The sequence below is a fragment of the Sulfitobacter dubius genome (assembly GCF_900113435.1).
GTDB lineage: Bacteria > Pseudomonadota > Alphaproteobacteria > Rhodobacterales > Rhodobacteraceae > Sulfitobacter > Sulfitobacter dubius.
In genome coordinates, this window is record NZ_FOPG01000003.1 from 539,079 (window position 1) to 557,119 (window position 18,041).

At 59.4% G+C, this 18,041-nt stretch carries 17 protein-coding genes and 2 tRNA genes; 7 read left to right on the plus strand and 12 right to left on the minus strand.

The genetic code is table 11. From position 1 onward, the window contains the following. Positions 1-95: 95 nt before the first annotated feature. The 3 genes from BM229_RS15105 to trpA all read right to left on the minus strand — a co-directional run bounded on the left by BM229_RS15105 (position 96) and on the right by trpA (position 2,828). On the minus strand, positions 96-716 hold the full coding sequence (locus BM229_RS15105) for a hypothetical protein (protein WP_093928458.1): 621 nt from the start codon (positions 714-716) through the stop codon (positions 96-98). Further along, on the minus strand, positions 710-1,900 hold the full coding sequence (locus tag BM229_RS15110; RefSeq protein ID WP_093928459.1) for an alpha-hydroxy acid oxidase: 1,191 nt from the start codon (positions 1,898-1,900) through the stop codon (positions 710-712). The genes BM229_RS15105 and BM229_RS15110 overlap by 7 nt, the downstream gene beginning before the upstream one ends. 136 nt (positions 1,901-2,036) lie before the next feature. Next, complete coding sequence (trpA, locus tag BM229_RS15115; RefSeq protein WP_093928460.1) at positions 2,037-2,828, minus strand: tryptophan synthase subunit alpha; 792 nt, start codon at positions 2,826-2,828, stop codon at positions 2,037-2,039. Positions 2,829-2,981: 153 nt separating this feature from the next. Between trpA and BM229_RS15120 the strand changes: the two genes are divergently transcribed. Beyond that, positions 2,982-3,173: a hypothetical protein gene (locus BM229_RS15120; RefSeq protein WP_067261693.1), complete on the plus strand. Its 192-nt coding sequence runs from the start codon at positions 2,982-2,984 to the stop codon at positions 3,171-3,173. Between the two features lie 59 nt (positions 3,174-3,232). Further along, positions 3,233-4,330 (plus strand): redox-regulated ATPase YchF, encoded by a 1,098-nt coding sequence (gene ychF / locus BM229_RS15125; protein ID WP_093928461.1) that lies wholly within the window; start codon positions 3,233-3,235, stop codon positions 4,328-4,330. 102 nt (positions 4,331-4,432) lie between these two features. Here the strand turns inward: ychF and BM229_RS15130 are convergent, their stop codons facing one another. Continuing rightward, on the minus strand, positions 4,433-4,729 hold the full coding sequence (locus BM229_RS15130; protein WP_093928462.1) for a hypothetical protein: 297 nt from the start codon (positions 4,727-4,729) through the stop codon (positions 4,433-4,435). Between the two features lie 433 nt (positions 4,730-5,162). On the opposite strand from BM229_RS15130, the gene BM229_RS15135 reads away from it, so the two are divergent. Next, positions 5,163-5,252 (plus strand) — tRNA-Ser (locus BM229_RS15135). A gap of 169 nt (positions 5,253-5,421) precedes the next feature. Here the strand turns inward: BM229_RS15135 and BM229_RS15140 are convergent. Beyond that, on the minus strand, positions 5,422-6,633 hold the full coding sequence (locus BM229_RS15140; RefSeq protein ID WP_093928463.1) for a glycosyltransferase: 1,212 nt from the start codon (positions 6,631-6,633) through the stop codon (positions 5,422-5,424). 791 nt (positions 6,634-7,424) lie between these two features. Between BM229_RS15140 and BM229_RS15145 the strand changes: the two genes are divergently transcribed. After that, positions 7,425-9,011 carry a gamma-glutamyltransferase family protein gene (locus BM229_RS15145; protein ID WP_093928464.1) on the plus strand — a complete coding sequence of 529 codons (1,587 nt, stop codon included), beginning with the start codon at positions 7,425-7,427 and terminating at the stop codon, positions 9,009-9,011. A gap of 67 nt (positions 9,012-9,078) precedes the next feature. Here BM229_RS15145 and BM229_RS15150 read toward each other — a convergent pair whose 3' ends face one another. Continuing rightward, on the minus strand, positions 9,079-9,468 hold the full coding sequence (locus BM229_RS15150) for a DoxX family protein (RefSeq protein ID WP_093928465.1): 390 nt from the start codon (positions 9,466-9,468) through the stop codon (positions 9,079-9,081). Between the two features lie 277 nt (positions 9,469-9,745). Between BM229_RS15150 and BM229_RS15155 the strand changes: the two genes are divergently transcribed. Continuing rightward, positions 9,746-9,820, plus strand: a tRNA-Asn gene (locus BM229_RS15155). Between the two features lie 150 nt (positions 9,821-9,970). Here BM229_RS15155 and BM229_RS15160 read toward each other — a convergent pair. The 5 genes from BM229_RS15160 to BM229_RS15180 all read right to left on the minus strand — a co-directional run bounded on the left by BM229_RS15160 (position 9,971) and on the right by BM229_RS15180 (position 13,761). Beyond that, on the minus strand, positions 9,971-10,222 hold the full coding sequence (locus BM229_RS15160) for a hypothetical protein (protein WP_093928466.1): 252 nt from the start codon (positions 10,220-10,222) through the stop codon (positions 9,971-9,973). Beyond that, the gene (locus BM229_RS15165) at positions 10,219-11,385 is read right to left on the minus strand and encodes a phage portal protein (protein ID WP_093928467.1); all 1,167 of its coding nucleotides are present in this window, start codon (positions 11,383-11,385) and stop codon (positions 10,219-10,221) included. Before BM229_RS15165 ends, BM229_RS15160 begins: the two co-directional genes overlap by 4 nt. Continuing rightward, entirely contained in the window at positions 11,372-11,929 is a 558-nt protein-coding gene (locus BM229_RS15170; RefSeq protein ID WP_093928468.1) for an HK97 family phage prohead protease, read from the minus strand. The genes BM229_RS15165 and BM229_RS15170 overlap by 14 nt, the downstream gene beginning before the upstream one ends. A 1-nt stretch (position 11,930) precedes the next feature. After that, positions 11,931-13,058, minus strand: a complete 1,128-nt coding sequence (locus tag BM229_RS15175; RefSeq protein WP_093928469.1) for a phage major capsid protein — start codon at positions 13,056-13,058, stop codon at positions 11,931-11,933. 244 nt (positions 13,059-13,302) lie between these two features. Then, positions 13,303-13,761, minus strand: a complete 459-nt coding sequence (locus tag BM229_RS15180; protein ID WP_093928470.1) for a hypothetical protein — start codon at positions 13,759-13,761, stop codon at positions 13,303-13,305. A gap of 176 nt (positions 13,762-13,937) precedes the next feature. Between BM229_RS15180 and BM229_RS18305 the strand changes: the two genes are divergently transcribed. Together BM229_RS18305 and BM229_RS15190 are read left to right on the plus strand one after the other, a co-directional pair. After that, entirely contained in the window at positions 13,938-14,717 is a 780-nt protein-coding gene (locus tag BM229_RS18305; protein ID WP_208604093.1) for a DUF4145 domain-containing protein, read from the plus strand. A 176-nt stretch (positions 14,718-14,893) separates the two neighbouring features. Beyond that, positions 14,894-15,595, plus strand: coding sequence for a DUF3800 domain-containing protein (locus BM229_RS15190; RefSeq protein ID WP_093928471.1), 702 nt, complete (start codon positions 14,894-14,896; stop codon positions 15,593-15,595). 271 nt (positions 15,596-15,866) lie between these two features. On the opposite strand, the gene BM229_RS15195 is transcribed toward BM229_RS15190, so the two are convergent. Further along, the gene (locus tag BM229_RS15195; protein ID WP_093928472.1) at positions 15,867-18,041 is read right to left on the minus strand and encodes an AAA family ATPase; all 2,175 of its coding nucleotides are present in this window, start codon (positions 18,039-18,041) and stop codon (positions 15,867-15,869) included.

The window sequence follows — 18,041 nt, forward strand, 5'->3', positions numbered from 1 at the left end:
AGGGCGGGAATCCTCCAAGGCTGTATTCCCGCGTGAAGCCGCGCGTATAGACCGGTTTTGCCCGGCTGGAAAGGGCAAAAGGGCGGGGTGCTGCGCTATTCCTGGGGCGTGTGCAGGTAGCCATCTGCCGCCATGAGCCGATCATAGAGGGCGAACTCCTTGGCGCGCGCGGCGCGGAGTTGTGCTTCGACAGCAGTGGAAAGCGGAGCGGGCAGGTCGGGAGAGACGTTTTTTGGCTTCAATGCTATTTCACGATCCAAGCGATCTTCTAGAAAATCGCGAAAGGCTGGTTGGTTTTCATAGGCAAAGAGGTGTTGCACAAGCAACGCGCCTTGGCCGGAGGTCAGAAAGGAGAACTGACTGCCAACCTGAGCGCGGGGCGGTGGCGCGTCAGAGAGCACCTCAAGCACGAATTGCTCAAATGTGAGCCCCTTGGTGCTGAGCTTTCTACCATCAAGGCGCGGCTGGCTGCGATAGCGATACCAACTGCGGATTTGCGCAACCGGGTCACGCATCACCGCCAGCGGTTCGGGCGAGGCCGAGAAGGTGTCTTGTAAAAACGGCAACACGCGCTTTCTATAGCGCTGCGCAGTCAAGTGTTTGCGATTGCGCGAAAAAACGATTTCCGCTACCGGTTTTAACGCCATTTCCACGGCGGTGGTCCCGGTTTTCGGTGTGGCGAGAAAGGTCAGTTCGCGGCTGAGAAAGATCAGCATTTGACCGGATCACGCGGCCATTCCTGCCAATCGCCGCCAAAGTTACGTGGGATCAAAAGGTTATGGCGTCCAAGGCTGGCGACCTGTGTCTCACCGCAAAGCGCCATGGTCAGGTCCAGCTCGCGGTGGATCACCTCCAACGCGCGGGTCACGCCCTGCTGGCCCATCGCGCCCAAGCCATAGATGAAGGCGCGCCCGATATAGGTGCCTTTCGCGCCCATCGCCATGGCCTTCAGCACGTCCTGACCCGACCGGATGCCGCCGTCGAGATGCACTTCGATCTGATCGCCCACCGCGTCGAGGATCTCGGGCAGCATACGGATCGAACTTAGCGCCCCGTCCAACTGTCGCCCGCCGTGGTTGGAGACGATAATCGCATCGGCCCCCACTTTCAGGGCCATTCGCGCATCCTCGGCATCCAGAATGCCCTTGAGGATCACCTTGCCGCCCCATTGCGCTTTGATCTTGGCAATTTTGTCCCAATCGAGCGAGGGATCAAACTGCTCTGCCGTCCAAGCGCCAAGGTCGGCGTTGTCAGTGACTCCATGCACGTGGCCGACGATATTGCCGAAATGCCGCCGCTTCGCGCCCAGCATCTCGATCCCCCAACCCCATTTGGTGGCAAGGTTGGCGAGTGTTTTGGCGGTCAGCTTGGGCGGAGCCGACAGGCCGTTTTTCAGGTCTTTATGCCGCTGCCCGAGAATTTGCAGGTCGAGTGTAATCACCAGCGCGGAGCATTTGGCGTCTTTCGCCCGCTGGATCAGGCGGCTGACATAGTCCTGATCGCGCATGGTATAGAGTTGAAACCAAAAGGGTTTTGTCGTCGCCTCAGCCACGTCTTCGATGGAGTTGATTGACATGGTCGACAGGGTGAAAGGCACGCCAAAGGCTTCTGCTGCCCGAGCGGCCTTGATCTCCCCATCCGCGCATTGCATTCCGGTCAGCCCAACTGGAGCAAGTGCCACCGGCATGGCCACGTCTTCGCCGATCATCTGGGTTGCTGTGCTGCGGCCCGACATATCCACCGCGACCCGCTGGCGGAGGCGAATTTGGTCAAAGTCGCTGCTGTTCTCGCGAAAAGTCTGTTCCGTCCAGCTGCCCGATTCCGCGTAATCGTAGAACATCCGTGGCACGCGCCGTTGGTAGATACGCTTGAGGTCGTCGATATTGGTGATGACGGGCATGGGCCACCTATGTTGAATGGGTCAACTTTGGGTAGCAAGTGGCGGGGGGCTTGGCAATTGTGAAGGGCGTTGAAGCGACAAAGCCCGCGCGGCCAATAGGGCAGCGCGGACTTTAGTTCGTCTCTCTAAAATAGGTTCACGCCGAATGCGCCCCATCAGCGAGGGTTTTGACGAAAGCCAAGACATCCTCAGGGCTGTCGCCATTGGCGATGCGGTTCACAATGGCCGAGCCGATCACTACACCGTCGGCCACTTCCGCGATGGCACGGGCTTTTTCGGGGGTGTTCACGCCAAAGCCCACGATCACGGGCAGGCCGCTGGCCTTTTGGATGCGCTTAACTTCAGGGGAAACATCGGCGGCATTCGCCTCGGCCGAGCCGGTGATGCCGGTGATCGAGACGTAATAGACAAAGCCAGAGGTGTTTTGCACGACGCGGGGCAGGCGTTTGTCATCGGTGGTCGGCGTGGCAAGGCGGATGAAGTTCAGCCCGGCATCCTGTGCGGGCAGGCACAGTTCGATGTCTTCTTCGGGTGGCAGGTCAACCACAATCAACCCGTCGATCCCGGCATCTTTGGCTTCGGTTAAGAACTTCTCAACACCCATGGAATAGATCGGGTTGTAATAGCCCATCAGCACGATTGGGGTCGTATCGTCATTCTCGCGAAAGGCGCGGACCATTTCCAGCGTGCGGTTCAGCGTCATGCCACCTTCGAGGGCGCGTTGACCGGCAAGCTGGATCGTCGGGCCGTCGGCCATTGGATCGGTGAAAGGCAGGCCAAGTTCGATGATATCCACCCCGGCGGCGGGCAGGCCGCGCACGATCTCTAGCGAGCGGTCGAAATCCGGGTCACCGGCCATCACGTAGGAGACAAACGCCTTTTTGCCGCGGGCGCGGAGGTCTTCGAATTTGGCGTCGATACGGGTCATGTGGCTTGCCTCATTTGGTGCTTTCCTCGGCAATGCCGAATGTGGCGGCGAAAATCAATCCACCGCGGGGCAGGGGGCGGCAAATTTCCCACCCAGGGCCGTTTCGCGCGTTGCGCCCTTTCATTTGGCGCAAAGCCTCCTATCTCATGGCGCATGAATTATGTACTCGCCCTTTTCCTGCCGCCGCTGTCGATCCTGCTGATCGGACGGCCGATCCTGTCTATCGTGGTCTTCCTGATCTGGCTGCCCGCGATCATCTTCTCAGGCGGGCTGACACATCCGATGTTTATCCTGCTGGCTTGGATCTTGATCTATCAGGCGCATCAGGACCGGCGCGCGCGCTGAGCCTTGCGCTTTGCCCCCGCTACCCCTAACACACGCGCAGCTTTTATAGGGGTATCGTCATGGGTTTCAAAATGGGCATCGTCGGTCTGCCGAACGTCGGCAAATCGACCCTTTTCAACGCGCTGACCCGCACCGCAGCGGCACAGGCGGCGAATTTTCCGTTCTGCACGATCGAGCCCAATGTCGGCGAAGTGGCCGTGCCCGACGCGCGGCTCGACACGCTGGCCGAAATCGCCAAGTCGAAAAGCATCATCCCTACGCGCATGACCTTTGTCGATATCGCTGGTCTGGTGAAGGGCGCGTCGAAAGGCGAAGGCTTGGGCAATCAGTTCCTCGCCAACATCCGCGAAGTCGACGCTATCGCCCATGTGCTGCGCTGCTTTGAAGACGGCGATGTCACCCATGTCGAAGGCCGCGTGGACCCGGTGGCGGATGCCGAAACCATCGACACCGAACTGATGCTGGCCGACATTGAAAGCATCGAGAAACGCTTGCAAAACATCGTGCGTAAAGTGCGCGGCGGCGACAAGGAAGCGGTGCAGCAGGAACGTCTGATGCGCATGGCGCTTGAGGCATTGGAGGCTGGCAACCCCGCGCGCGTGGTTGAGGTAGACGAAGATGACGCCAAAGCATGGCGGATGCTGCAACTGCTGACCACGAAACCGGTGCTCTACGTCTGCAACGTAGGCGAGGCGGAAGCCGCTGAAGGCAACGCGCATTCCGCAAAAGTGGCCGAAATGGCCGCAGCGCAAGGCAATTCGCATGTCGTAATTTCGGCCCAAATCGAAGAAGAAATCAGCCAGCTAGAGGCCGAAGAGGCCGAGATGTTCCTCGAAGAGATGGGGCTGAAAGAGGCCGGTCTCGATCGTTTGATCCGTGCTGGCTATGAGCTTTTGCATCTTGAGACCTACTTCACCGTCGGCCCCAAGGAAGCGCGCGCTTGGACGATCAAATCCGGCACCTCTGCTCCGAAAGCCGCTGGTGTGATTCACGGCGATTTCGAAAAGGGATTCATCCGGGCCGAAACCATCGCCTATGATGATTTTGTATGCCTTGGCGGCGAAGGCCCAGCCAAGGAGGCGGGCAAGATGCGTGCTGAAGGTAAGAGCTATATCGTCAAGGATGGCGACGTGCTGCACTTCCTTTTCAACACGTAACAATTGATCTGCAGCGTAGCTTGATCGCGCCGTTCAGTTGACTGGAAAACAAAAAGCCCGACAGCTTGCGCTGCCGGGTTTTTCAATTGGAACGTCTTCAGCTTATTTGCTGTCGTTGCCCGGACCGAACCCGCCATAGGGATAGCCTTCGCCGGGGCTGCTCATTGCATTACGGCTGCTCATAACGGTGTCACCGTTTTTCGCGTTGTCGGCGGTGTTCAGCATAATGTCATTGGCTTTGGTCGACTCGTCTGCATCTTGCATGCGGTCGCTGTTGCCATACACTTCGCCCGCGTCATTTGAGGTGTTCAGAAAGAGGTCGTTGTAGCGAGTGGAGTTATCCGCAACGGCTGCGGTGGAGATCAAAGCGGCGGCGGCTGTTGTTAAGATAAGTTTCATAATGTGTTCCTTCGGGTTTCTCTAAGATCGCGTCATTGCGATGTCATTGTTTGTGGTGAAGTAACGGCACAGGGAGCGAGAAAGTTTCGGCACTGCGGCAAGGTTGCCGACGTTCGAGGGAGATTGCTGCGCGTGAACGGTAGGGGGTATCAAATTTATCGTTTTATAACAGTGTTTTATTTTCGGGCTCTCATGATTTCACAAGTCATTCACGCTCCCGTGTGAGATGCTACAGAGGGTGCTGAGAAGGAGAATAAACGGCGGTTTGATGGAGGGTCGATCGCATTCCCTCTGTGGTGCAACGCTCGAGTTTCTAGGGATAGGCGTTCGCAAGCCACGACCCACTGGCCAGATGAAATTAGATGCAGAAAATGCAAATTTTCTGGCCAATTTCGCCTTGTCACTCGGACGGGACCTGTCTAAACGGGTCGGCGGAGACGTGGCCGAGTGGTCGAAGGCGCTCCCCTGCTAAGGGAGTAGGCCCGGAAGGGTCTCGAGGGTTCGAATCCCTTCGTCTCCGCCACTGCGCCTTGCTTTTTTAATAAAATTTAGAATAGTTACGCGCTTTATCCGCCCAAAAGCCCGCCAACCCTGTAATGTTGATTGTCTGCGTTAGATTGAGCCTCATGGCGATGAAACCCATTCACCAGCTTCGCATCCTCAGATCATTGTTACCACGGCTTCTCTACAACTCATAGATACCGACGAATAAGCTCACAGCGGTGCTCAAAAACCGTTTCTTCGTCATAGGTTGATCCAGCCACCGCCGCTTCTCGGGCCAACTGGGCTAGTTTCTGTCGATCATTATCAAGGGTCATTATATTCCGGGCTAACTCCGCTGTATCCCCCATGCCAGACAACAAGCCACCGCCCTCTGCTGAGATAAGATCGCGCGCAAAAGCTCCCTCATAGCCGACAATTGGCGCGGCTGAGGCGAGTGCCTCGATTAAGCTGCGGGGTGATTCAGGAGTTTTGTGGCAGAACATAACGATATGAGCATCTCGTAAGCATTTTAGCACTTCGGAACGATCGTCTGTGAAGCCGGGCAGTTTGACGCGATCCTGCAAGCCCGCTTCGGTCACCTGAGCACGCATCTCTTCCAGATCGGGGCCATCACCAAGCCAGCTTGCCTGAAAATCCATGTCCGCAGCGGCGAGGTTTTTTATGACTGTGATCCAGTCCAGCGACCCTTTCATGGCATCGGCCCGGCCGACATAAGCGATCTTGAGAGGGCCTTTCACTAAAGATGCGAGCTTTTCATCTAGTGCTTGGGCATCAATGTGATCAGATTTTGGTATATGAATGTCGTGAACAATCTGCGGGTTGCGGCAATAGGGCGCATAGGTGTCATAGGTCTCCTTGCCATGGAACAGCCCTAACGAAGATCGCCTAATCAGATGTTTTTCCAAGGCGAACATCGGACGGTGGGTTGCGCGCGCACGCAACCGCTGGCGCCAGTTTCCAACGTGAGCCGTGCGGCGGACAACTTCCGATTCCACCCGGTCCGTCCAGATGGCATATGGCTTGCCCATCTTATGGGCGAGGTGACATGACACCGATCCCCAATCCCCGAATAGCCCCCCGATGGAGAACGAAAGATAATCTGCCTTTTTGATCTGCTCTTGGATAAGGCGCGCCGTGGATGGAAGATGCTGGAAAAACCTATCGGGTCGATAGGCGGTGGGGAGGGGAATAACGTTAATACGCTCTAAATTCGGACCAACCGTGCTTATAGGGCGCCAACTGGGGGGGGGCATCCCGGTTAGCACGGGCATCATGACCGATACGGTCTCAAAATTTTCGGCCCATAATCGCAGGCCGTTACAAGCTTGATTTTCCTGAAGGAAACCTTGGGAGGAGGCGTAGAGGGGAACCGGTGCATAAATAAGCAGGTTCTCTGGCATAGGCTGCTTATATCCTTTGTCGTTAAATAGGATTGTGGCAGGGCGGGCCTTAAAAAGCCTGATAACCTAAAATATGGGGGTGAAAAGAGTTCCGATATTTTTGCATCTTCATCTAACGCTGTCCAGAGAGCACAGCATTGTTTGGTGTCAGCCAAATGGCAAGCTCTTGCCTTGGAGATAAACTTTTCAGTGCTTGCCATGAAGAACCCGTCGGCGCTGCCAGACAGCCGAGGTCGTTTACCCACCGTACGCTCGTATCGCAAAGATTACACAAACGCGCGGCATGGTTTTGGTCATCCTCCGCTGTATTCTCGGCAGAATTTTTGACGAGGACTAACCCATTCGGGGGGCAAATCTTGGCAGTAGGGGCATGTGAATGCCCCGACGCCATGCGAAAGGGAGGTTCTGAATGTTGGTTAACGTTAGAGATTGGTCTCGTATCCTTCATAATTGCATCTTTTCGGATGCCGATCAGTCGCTTTGTGCAAGGGCATGGCAGTACAGAGAGGAAAGCCGCCTCTGGGCTATCTAGGTGATGGTTTTCACCCCCTCTCATTGCGAGCATAGCTTTCGTCATCATCGAACCATGTTGCGTCTGAAGATGCGCCATCATGGCGAAAATCCCGGGTAGAGCGGCACATCATATCGTTCACAGAAATCCAATTACCAACTGCTTGGGAATTAGCGCTGCAGAGCAGTTGCATGCAGATGCATTCGGGTTCAGTTTGCCGGCAACGCCGCAGGCGGCCGGAATAACCGTGCCGCTGGCCTTACCTTAACAAAGGACAGCTATGCTTCGTCACGATCCAATCTACCCGTCCCACCGTTCCCCCGTGGTTGCCGATAATGTTGTCGCGACCTCACAACCGCTGGCCACGCAGGCTGGGCTTTTGATGATGCAGCAGGGGGGGAATGCGGTGGATGCGGCGATCGCAACTGCCGCGGCGCTAACGGTGGTGGAACCGACGGGCAACGGGCTGGGTTCCGACGCTTTTTGCATTCTGTGGGATGGAAAGGAGCTGCACGGGCTTAACGCTTCGGGCCGCGCTCCGGCGGCTTGGTCACCCGAGCGGTTCCCCGATGGCATGATTGAGCATGGTTGGGACAGTGTCACCGTTCCCGGTGCGGTCAGCGCTTGGGTCGAACTGATGGAGAAATTCGGCAAGCTTGATCTGGCGACGGTGTTGGCCCCGGCGATCCGCTACGCTGAGGAAGGCTTCCTCGTTTCGCCCACGATTGCCACGCTCTGGGCGCGCGGTGCCGAGGTTCTGGGCAAGCAGCCGGGCTTTGCTGAGACGTTCCTGCCCGAAGGTCGCGCCCCGCGTGCAGGTGAGCGGTTCCGTAACCCCGGTGCCGCGCGTACCCTGCGCCTGATTGCCGAAACGAACGGCCGCGCCTTTTACGAAGGGGAAATCGCCGAGGAAATCGTCGCCCATGCCAAAGCCAACGGCGGCGCGATGACCATGGAGGACTTGGCCGCCAATGCGCCCGAATGGTGTGGGACAATCAGCCAGAGCTTCGACGACGTGGAACTGCATGAAATCCCGCCAAACGGGCAGGGGATCGCCGCGCTTATGGCTTTGGGCATTCTAGAGCATAGCGAAATTCGCGACCACGGTCCCGACGATCTCATGTCGGTGCACCTTCAGATCGAGGCGTGCAAGCTCGCCTACAGTGACCTGCATGCCTATGTCGCCGATCGTCCGGCGATGACTGAGGTGGATGAAAAGGCGCTGCTCGACCCCGCTTACTTGAAATCCCGTGCGGCACTGATTTCGACCCAAAAAGCGCAGGATTTCGGGGCAGGGGCGCCTAAAAAGGGCGGTACGGTCTTGATGAGCACGGCCGATGCTTCTGGCATGATGGTCAGCTTTATCCAGTCAAACTATGCGGGCTTCGGATCAGGCGTGGTGGTGCCGGGAACGGGCGTGTCGATGCAAAACCGCGGCTTTGGGTTCACCACCGAGGCCGGGCACCAGAACATCGTGGCAGGCGGCAAGCGCCCCTTCCATACGATCATCCCCGGGTTTGCCATGAAGAACGGCCAGCCGCTGATGGCTTACGGCATGATGGGCGGCCCGATCCAGGCTCAAGGGCATATGCAATTGCTGCTGCGCACCCAGCTTTGGGGCCAAGACGTACAGGTTGCAGCCGACGCGCCACGCTGGCGGATGCTGTCTGGGCTAGAGGTCGCTTGCGAACCCGCGATGAAGCCGGAATTGCTGCAAGGGTTGCGTGATCTGGGCCATGTGATCCATGTCGAAGCGCCCGACAATGCCTTTGGATTCGGCGGCGCGCAACTGGTGCAGCGCTTGCCCGAAGGGGGCTATTCCGCCGGTTCCGATCCGCGCAAGGATGGACAGGCTGCAGGGTTCTAACCGCGCTATAACCTGTAGTAACGTCAGGCATGGCCCCAAACGGGCCATGCCTTTTTCATATCCGGCCTCAGCCGTTGTCACGCATCGCGTCGACCGACCAAGGCCCCGGGCCTGCGGCCGCGAGGTAGAGAAAAGCAAAGCTGTAAAGCGCCACCAGTTCTCCGCCGTTCAGCATCGGGTAGAACCCCTGCGGCATATGCGCGATGAAATAGGCCGCTGCGGTTAAGCCGCTGAGGATAAAGGCCGACAATCTTGAGAAAAGGCCAACCACCAGCAAAACGCCAAAAACCAGCTCAATGACGCCCGCGATGCCGCCCATCGACGTGATTGAAACGCCGCTCATCTGGCTGGCTGGAAAGCCGAGGATTTTCGTTGTGCCATGCTGCAGCACCAAAAGCCCCGACATGATGCGGAGTAGCGACAAGATTTGCAGCCGGTAGGGGGTGAGGAAGGTCATGATTTTTCCTTTGTAGTGCTAGGAGTTGCGCAAACTGAGCAAGTATCAATCGCAGTTGGCGTAAGCCGTCCAGCCTGAAGCGCGGGGAAGGGGGGATTGTCACACATCTGTGATTGAAGATGTCTGTCGCCATCCGTCAAACAGAGCATTCTCGCCGTGGCGGCAAGATTTCCGAAAAAAATTCGATATTCGTGCCCAATTCCCCTTGCGCACCCCGGACCGCCCAAGTTAAAGAGCCGCTGTCCGGTAGAGTTACTCACCAGACAGACATAGGCATTCCGGCGTAGCTCAGCGGTAGAGCAGTTGACTGTTAATCAATTGGTCGTAGGTTCGATCCCTACCGCCGGAGCCAAATCTCCCTGTCAAAACAGTGATTTGCGAGCAAGCCCCTTCGGGGGCTTTCGTCGTTTTGGGCTCGGGGTAACGTTTGGGGTAACGCCTTTTCGCAATGAATAAACCCGTCAGTTTCCCGACGGGCTCATGGTCAATGAGTGATGCGCGCTCACGCGAGGCGCTTGTGTGTCGCCCCTCGCATGATCGAGTCGCAGCACGCCCGGGAATAGCCAACGACTTCGCCAATCTGCCGAGCGTTAAGGCCGACGGCCGCAAGCTCGCGGATACGCCGCGCAATCTCGGGTGGGACACGCCGCCGGTGTCCACTGGCAAGCCCGGCGGCGCGCAATTCCCACGCCACCGCCCGGACGAGCGCCTCTTCAATCGAGAGACGCTCGGCGATCTTCGCATAGACGCTCATGCCATGCCCTCCCCTTGCGGTGCCTTGGCAAGCGGACTCCACCCTTCCACCTCGCGGACCTCGTCGATCGTGAGTACGCCCGCCTCTAACGCGATCTTATGGGCCGCCCACCGGGCAGCGTGATCGCCGCGCAGAAGCCCGGAGAGATCAACGTCGATCTCGTATGTCTCGCGCTCGGTGTCCGTCAGGATCGAGCGGGAAAGCTCGGTTTCCAACTTCCGCGCCCAATGCGCTAGCGTGCTTTGCGCGAAGTGCCGCAAGAGCGTTTCCGAGTTGGTAAAACTGGCGTGATCGAGGATACCGACGAGCGGCGCGGGAACGCCGAAAGCCCGGGCGATCTCTTCGGTCGAGAACCGGCGAGCGGCGAGAATCTCGGCGTCTTCCGGCGAGAGCGTCGGGAAGGGTTCGAACTTGAGCCCCTCTTCGAGCACGGCAGGCGAGCCCCGGTTCGCGCCGCCGAAGCGATCGAGCCAGTTTTGCTTGAGCCGCTTGGCTGCCGCTTCCGAAAGATTCTTCTCGTGCATCAGCACGCCGCCCGGTTGCGATGCATTCCGCCAAACGGCCTTACTATGCGCGTCGGTTTCGACGGCGTGCTCGGCGGCCGCCATAGCCCGGCGCAGCGGCGCAACGCCGATCAAGCCGTCGTCGGTGCGAGCGCGAAGGTGGATCACCTCGCTCGCCAGCAAGCGGCGCGTCGTGCCCATTGGTGCCGAGAGATCGTCACCCGTGACGTGATAGATCACTCGCCCGGGATTCACGAGTTCGACGCGCACGAGCCCCCAACGGATCGGGCGAAGCTCGACGACGCGGCCCGCGCGATCGGTGACGACTTCGGCGAGTCCGTTGCCGTGCAAGAGCGCCGAGGCAGCCAGCCATTCCACGAAGTCAGGCCAAGACTGCCACGGGTTCGGCGCACGCCGCACAAGTCGCGCGAGAGGGTGTGACGGTGCCTCGTGGCGGGTATCGCCCTCGAAGCGATAGACGCGCACCGGCAGGCCCGCCAACTGGCCCGAGATCACACCGACGCAGGCGGACGTGACGGCGAGCTGCTCCGCGGGATACTTGCCCGACGGCGTGCCAAGCCAATGAGCGCCGAGCGCCGCGAGCGTCTCGTTGGAGCGCGTCTCGACTTGGCGGCGGCGGAAGAGGTCAGAGAATCCCATGATAGCCTCGCAGGTGATCGAGGTACCGCGCGCGGCGATCGGTCTCGTCGAATTTATCCAAAGAGCGGCGCGCGACGACGGTTGCCGGGTAAGCCGGGCTCGGGGTGATCGTCACGTCGAGAAGCTTGACTTCGAGAAGCTCGCGCTTTGCCGGGCTCCCCTTATGCGACCAGCGATCGCGGATCGCGCGGAAGCCGAAGCTCGCGCCGGTGATATCGCCGCGCCCGACGCTTTCCAGCACGTCGCGTCCGGCCGAAGTATTCGCCACGTCGAGCGAGAAGAACAGGCCCTTTCGGTCTTCCTTGAGGCGCAGCGTTCCGGCCGTGGAGCGCCCGAGTACGGCCCGCGTGTCATGGTGGAAGAGCGCGAGAACGTCGTCGCCCCGCTTGAGCGAGGCGGCGAAAGCACCGGGTGCAATCGTCTCGACGAAGCCGCCGAGGTCGTGGCTCGGCGATTTAAAGACGGCGGCGTAGCCTTCGATCCGACCGCCTTCAACGGCACGGAGTTCGAGGGCACGCCGTTCAATGTCGGCGTGCCCTTCCATATTACGCGGCCTTGACCTTGAGCAGCTTGATCGCCGCGTCATCGGTGACGATCCCGCCGACACGCTTCGAAAGGTAGAAGCCGGTGAAACCCTTCTTCGTCACTTCGTCGCGGATCAGGCGCACGCCGGTGCGATCGGCGATCGTGTAGCCGGCCCTGAAGTCGCCGAACGCGATAGGGAAGGCGCTATCGGCGATCGAGGGCATATCCTCAGCGATGACGACGGGATAGCCCAGAAGGCGGGCGGGTTGCCCGGCAGCAAGGCCGTCGGTCCAGAGGAAACGGCCGGTCGAGTCCTTGAGCTTATGAACGACAGCGGCCGTGGTTGAGTTCATGACGAAGACGCCGTTCGCCCGGTAGCCCGCGCGCAGCTTGTAGACGAGATCGACGATATCTTCGGCGATCATCACGCTCGTGCCCGTCGTCTCGACGAATTGCAGCGCACCGGCGGTGCGAGTGTCGTCGCCAGCAGCTTCCGGCGCGACGGCGAGCAAGCCCGTCGGCTTGTTGGTGCCGTTGCCTGCAACGAAAGCTGCCCCCTCGGCCTCCGCGAAGTCGGTGGCGGCGTTGTTGGTGATGAAGCCGCCCACGTCATAGGCCGAGTCGTCGAGCAGGTGGTTCGACACGACGGGGAAGGCGTTCACCTCGCCGAAGGTCGGCTTCACCGGCCGGATCGTCGGAGTCGCGGTTTCGCTGTTGCGGTCGTCGGACTCACCGGACCAGCGCGACGCCGAGCCGCGCACGTTCACCGGGATCGTGAAGTCGGCGCTCGAAACCTGCACGACGCTCGCGATCGACCGGATCGGCGAGATATCGGAGACGCGGTTCTGAATCTGGCTCGCAAGTTGCTCGGGGACGATCGCGCCGCCGTCGGCCGCAACGGTCATGGAGCGAGCTTCTCCGCGCGCCAGCGAGCGCCACTCGGCGGCACCATCGGCCCCGGGCTCGGTTAGCGAGCGACCCTCGACGTTGCGCTCGATCTCTTCGACACGCTCGGCGCGTTCAATTTGCTCCGAGAGCGATCGGATTTCGGAATCCACGGAGGCGAACTTCTCGCCATCGTTGATCACGGTGCGCGCCTCGTCAGTCTTCGCCTTGAGAGCGGCGCGCAGTTCACGGACAGTTTTCATGAACGAAAGTTCCTTCTGTGGCCCATTAGCGGGCTTCTGGTTGGTGCGCCGCTCGGGCGCGGGTTGAGGTACCGCTTGGTTACGGATGCGCGGCGCACCCGCCGAGGAAGGCCCCCGGAACTTGCGGCGCGACTCCCACGGCGAAGGGAAAAGGCCGTGGTCGATCGTCTTTCACGAAGCGCGCATTGCCCGGCCATATACGGGTGACACGCTTCATTGGCCGCGCCGCGCGGCCGGAGAAGGATCAGGCAAGCAACTCGGCAAGCGCGCCGCCGTCGATCGCAGCGCAGCGCGGCCCGGGCTTCCCGCCGAAGTCGGTGAGACCGATCGCTACCGACGAAGCGGCGAGGCTTTCGACATAGATCCAGCGGCACCGGCCGATCGCGTCAATCGCCAGCCAGCTTTCGCGGAGGTGTTCGGGGTTCCCTGCCTCGACTTTGCGGATCAGGTCAGCGAGCGTCTCGGCCGAGCCATTCCGGCGGATCGTAGCGAGGAAGAGGTCGGTGTCGCCTCCAAGTCCGGAACCCTGCGCCATCACGGCAAGGATCGTCTCAGCCTTGGCGGCCGTATCGAGTTCGACACCGCCGCTCGGGCGGATCAGCCCGCGCGAGCGCGCGACAGCATAGGCGGCCGAGTAGCTTGAATTGATCGCGAGTCCGTAGTGGATGCGAAGTTCTTTCGCGAGAGCGTGAGCCGTCTTCATGGCGAGTTTCCTTCTGCCCGGCTTCGGCGCCGGATGCTCGTTGTGGTCAAACACTAGGCTATACGGTGTCGTGCGGCTGCGCTTGCACGCCGCCGTGCGCTCGCGCAGCCATTCAATGATGACTTCGAAGGGGCGATCGGCTAACTAAATGCCTACGTAAGTTTCGAGGATTTAAGATGAAATTTGTTCCGCCTTCCGCGACAGAGACCGCCTTTAATTGCCCGCATTGCGGCGCTCTCGCGAAGCAGTTCTGGTTTGCCGCTCACGCGGAGCCGATGGAAAAAGACTCGCACCCGTTGATAATATCCGAAGAAAGACTCAAGGAACTCAAGCTCGACCATATCGAAGACAAAGACCAGCGCGCCCACCTAAAGGCGTGGGCGGAACGCGCTGCAAAAGGCGTTCCCTTTTGGGAACACAACCGAACGAACGTGGATAAAGCCCTGACGAACCTTTCGTTTAGCCAGTGTTACAACTGCGATGATATTTCGATCTGGATTTATGATCGGCTTGTGTATCCGCAGCGTGGCGAAGCACCTCCCGCCAATCCCGATCTGCCCGAAGACGTTCGGCGCGACTATGATGAAGCGAGCGTGATCCTCGATCTCTCGCCAAGGGGTGCCGCCGCGCTAATCCGCCTCGGGATCCAGAAGCTCTGCAAGGAACTCGGGCAGCCGGGGGAAAACATCAACGCAGATATCAAGGCGCTGGTCGCGGGTGGCCTCGATCCCCGGGTGCAAAAGGCGCTCGATGCGGTGCGCGTGATCGGGAACAACGCTGTGCATCCCGGACAAATTGACCTTCGAGACGATCGAGCGACGGCGGAAAGCCTTTTCCGATTGATGAACTTGATCGCGGATAAAATGATCTCTGAACCAAAGCACGTTGACGAGGTTTATGCAGCTCTTCCCGAAGGAGCGCGGGCGGCGATCGAGAAGCGCGACAGCGGTGATTAGCGCCGCGTCGAAACCGGCATTTCTACCAAGTAAGAATTTGGCTATCCCATGCGGTTTGTGCCCAAAAAGTATAAGAGATTTACCGGCTATCTATGCTGTATGCCTTCGTGACGCGCCTTGCAAAACACAACTTCCCCTTGCATTACTGCGACGAGAGGGCAGAAAGGGGATGATAGTTGTTCTTGATTTATTTTGATGAGGTTAAACATGACCCCCCGGCGCAGGAGGCGCAGTTGTTCGGTGGAATTGCAGTAAAACACACCGACGCGCAGGACATCGAAGACCAGATGAACGAACTCGCCGAAAAATACTTTGGCAGTAAGGTTTTAAGCAAGGACACTGAATTTCACGCAAGGGACATCGCGCAAGGCAAAGGGAACTGCAAGGGACGAGGCGGCGAAGAGCGAGTTGAGATGCTCGAAGGGCTTCTTGATATTTTGGGAAAATCTACGGTCTCGAAAATATATGCGCGTATGACACCCTCAAAAGTTCACTTCCCCACCGATCCAGAACGAGACACATTCATGTTCTTTGTCGAAAAGGCAGAGGCTTTCCTAGAGTCCAGATCAGATATTGGGATGCTCTTCGGGGACTACGATCACAAAATGATAACTCCATCGATCACCAACCTTTCACAATACCGGATTGGCACAACGTCTTGGGCGCTTGGAAGAAAGATAGAGCGCCTCGTGGATACGGTCCATTTTGCGCACTCTCACCACAGCCGCCTTGTTCAGCTGGCTGACATTTACGTTTATTGCAAGCAATATGCTAAACCGCCATCTTCAAGCTATTGGCGAACACGCTTCCATGACGCGATCCGAGGCAAAAGTGGATCGCTATGGCCATCGAAGTATCGTGACTATCCGATGTATTGAGGTGGAACGATCGGTGCCCAAGGGCTGGCGAGACTTTGCGTTTTTGCACTACCGATCGTGGGTTTGAGGTTAAACTACCAAGTTGCACAGTCAACCGCTGAAATCGGAGGCGGTCAGTCGTCAAATTTGGGAATGCTCTTCCGATCCAATTTATCGCCCTGCAGGCCTAATGCACGTAGAGAACGCGCGACGCGCTCTTATAGAGCGCGCGTCGCGTCGCGTTCCCTCGACGGCAAGGGCACGCAGAAAACGCAGAGGTGCACGCGTTCCTTTACGTTCCCACGTTCCCACCGCGCGGCACGATCCAGATGCGGCCTTCGTTGCATCGGACCAGACCTTTCCCCTCCAGCTTCATAAGCATATCACGTACCCGACGTGATGCTTTTTTCGGCTCTTCAGCGTCCGGTTCTTTTGCCGCTGCGAACCGCTTAAACTCGACCAGATCTACAGTCATTCGCGCTCCCGGCTCGGGCCAGCCTGTGCCGCCCGGATTTGGTGTGCCGCGATCGCCGACGAACTGGCGCAGAGATTCGAGCACCCGCCGTTGTTCGGGCGAGATCGGCGTCAAGGCGCTCTTCTCGGGCACGTGGCAGGGCTCGACACGGCATGTCGTAACTGCATCGCCGTCTTGGTCCTCGCCGAGATCGACTTCTGCGAGTTGGTAGGCGAAGCGCCTTCCGTTAGCCATATCGCGTTGCTTCTTTGCTTCGGCGACTACGATCCCGGCCTCGCCGGTTAACTCGATCTCAGTGTCGGTCGCCGCCCGGAGCGAGGAGTGCCCGCGCGCGCCTCTAGCCCGGTCCTTGCCTGAGTGGTGAATCACCATGACATGCGCCGAGGTTTCTTCGCGGATCGTGTCAACGTTGCGCACGAAAGCACCCATATCGGGCGCGGTGTTCTCATCGCCTTGGCCCATGCTACGTGCGAGCGTGTCAATTACCAGTAACGCTGGCTCGCCGTGTACCTTAGCCTCGTCGCGGATGAGCGCGGCCACTGCTTCAACGTCGAGAGTTGAGCCACAGAGATCGATCGAGACAGGAATCACCACGAGCCGCTCGGAAGGCCTGTCTAGGGCAGCCACGCGGTTTACGAAGGATCGGCCGCCCTCGCTAGCGACGTAGAACACTGGTCCGCCGACCACGCGGCACCCCGCCCAACGCTCGCCCTTTGCGACGGCGTGCGAGATAGATAGGGCGAAAAAGCTCTTGCCGACGTTGCTCTCGCCATAGACGACCGACATTGCGCCACGATCGAGCCAACCCTTCACGAGATAGGGCGCGGCGAGAAGCGGGCGCACGTCGGTTGCCCGCACCATGCGCGCCGCTAATGCGGCTTTGCGGCATGCGAGCACGTCTGGCGCGGGCAGGGGGGCAAGCGATGCCTGGGGGTGCCCTGACGGCCGCTCGGGTGCAGTCCTCGGACTTGCAGCGCCATCGTTGAGGCCGGATTCGATAGTCGGGCCGATCTCGTGCTCATCGAGCCCGGCGGCGCGTGCAGCTCGGGTCAGAGCGTCCACGACGCGCGCGCGATCAAGTCCGCCGCCTGCCACGATCTGCCCAAGAGAAAAGGCCGCTCGATTGAGGGTGTGATTGCGCGTGCCCGGGGCGGCCGCAATGACGCGGCCAGCCTCGGCGAGCATGGCTTGCTCGGCCCATGCGCAACTGCCAGCCTCGCCTGCGCGCATGACGTCGAGCTGCCGGGCGAGCGCCGCCATAGGAAAAGCGACGACGTCCGCCGCAGAGGATGCGCTGGGCATGGGTTTGGGGCCATCCTTCTTCTTTGAGGCTCGGATCGCCTTGCCGATCTTCTCGGGGACCGGCGGAGGCGCAAGCTCGACGATTGACGGCCCGAGCCATTCATAGCCGGGCGATCCGGCCGCCACCACGAAGCCACCTTCGCCGCGCGTATCGATCCCTTCGCCGACCTTGCCGGCAGAATTTTCAAACCCCTCTTCGGCCTTGAAAAAGACGTGCCGCCCGCCCGAGCCGGTGCGCGCGACCGGCGCACCCTCGAAGCACTCAGCGAGCCCGAGCCGCGCGGCCGACGCCTCACCGATAGCCTCGCCCGTCGCTTTGTCGATATCGAGATCGACGACGAAGAGCCCTGATCGTGTGCCGGTGACGAGAGCTACGCTCGCATTCGGCCATCGTTCCCACCATCCCCGGATTGTTGCTTCGTCGGTCGATGCGGCACCCTTCCATTTAGTCAGAGGCACCTTGCCTTTGACGGGGTGCACCGGAAACCCGGCGGCGGCGTACGCGAGCGCCGCGCCGAGGGCGGATTTAGGCTCGCGAGGCGACGCCATGTCTTTGATCTGCATTGGCTTTTTAAGCTCGTTCTTTTTGGCCGCTTGCGCGGCGAGTGGTAGGGTTTTGATGCGCGGGTTCGGCTCCGCGCAGAAAAGCTCGTTCAGGCGCTGTCGGGTGCTATCCGGCGGGGCCTTCAA

What these genes read in the sequence shown, in the direction of transcription:
- BM229_RS15170 (WP_093928468.1), bottom strand. Translation starts at nt 11,929, where the DNA reads ATGGAAGGGCACGCCGACATTGAACGGCGTGCCCTCGAACTCCGTGCC.
- BM229_RS15140 (WP_093928463.1), bottom strand. Translation starts at nt 6,633, where the DNA reads ATGCCAGAGAACCTGCTTATTTATGCACCGGTTCCCCTCTACGCCTCC.
- BM229_RS18305 (WP_208604093.1), top strand. Translation starts at nt 13,938, where the DNA reads ATGAAATTTGTTCCGCCTTCCGCGACAGAGACCGCCTTTAATTGCCCG.
- BM229_RS15130 (WP_093928462.1), bottom strand. Translation starts at nt 4,729, where the DNA reads ATGAAACTTATCTTAACAACAGCCGCCGCCGCTTTGATCTCCACCGCA.
- BM229_RS15180 (WP_093928470.1), bottom strand. Translation starts at nt 13,761, where the DNA reads ATGAAGACGGCTCACGCTCTCGCGAAAGAACTTCGCATCCACTACGGA.
- BM229_RS15160 (WP_093928466.1), bottom strand. Translation starts at nt 10,222, where the DNA reads ATGAGCGTCTATGCGAAGATCGCCGAGCGTCTCTCGATTGAAGAGGCG.
- BM229_RS15165 (WP_093928467.1), bottom strand. Translation starts at nt 11,385, where the DNA reads ATGGGATTCTCTGACCTCTTCCGCCGCCGCCAAGTCGAGACGCGCTCC.
- BM229_RS15145 (WP_093928464.1), top strand. Translation starts at nt 7,425, where the DNA reads ATGCTTCGTCACGATCCAATCTACCCGTCCCACCGTTCCCCCGTGGTT.
- trpA (WP_093928460.1), bottom strand. Translation starts at nt 2,828, where the DNA reads ATGACCCGTATCGACGCCAAATTCGAAGACCTCCGCGCCCGCGGCAAA.
- BM229_RS15150 (WP_093928465.1), bottom strand. Translation starts at nt 9,468, where the DNA reads ATGACCTTCCTCACCCCCTACCGGCTGCAAATCTTGTCGCTACTCCGC.
- BM229_RS15105 (WP_093928458.1), bottom strand. Translation starts at nt 716, where the DNA reads ATGCTGATCTTTCTCAGCCGCGAACTGACCTTTCTCGCCACACCGAAA.
- ychF (WP_093928461.1), top strand. Translation starts at nt 3,233, where the DNA reads ATGGGTTTCAAAATGGGCATCGTCGGTCTGCCGAACGTCGGCAAATCG.
- BM229_RS15120 (WP_067261693.1), top strand. Translation starts at nt 2,982, where the DNA reads ATGAATTATGTACTCGCCCTTTTCCTGCCGCCGCTGTCGATCCTGCTG.
- BM229_RS15175 (WP_093928469.1), bottom strand. Translation starts at nt 13,058, where the DNA reads ATGAAAACTGTCCGTGAACTGCGCGCCGCTCTCAAGGCGAAGACTGAC.
- BM229_RS15110 (WP_093928459.1), bottom strand. Translation starts at nt 1,900, where the DNA reads ATGCCCGTCATCACCAATATCGACGACCTCAAGCGTATCTACCAACGG.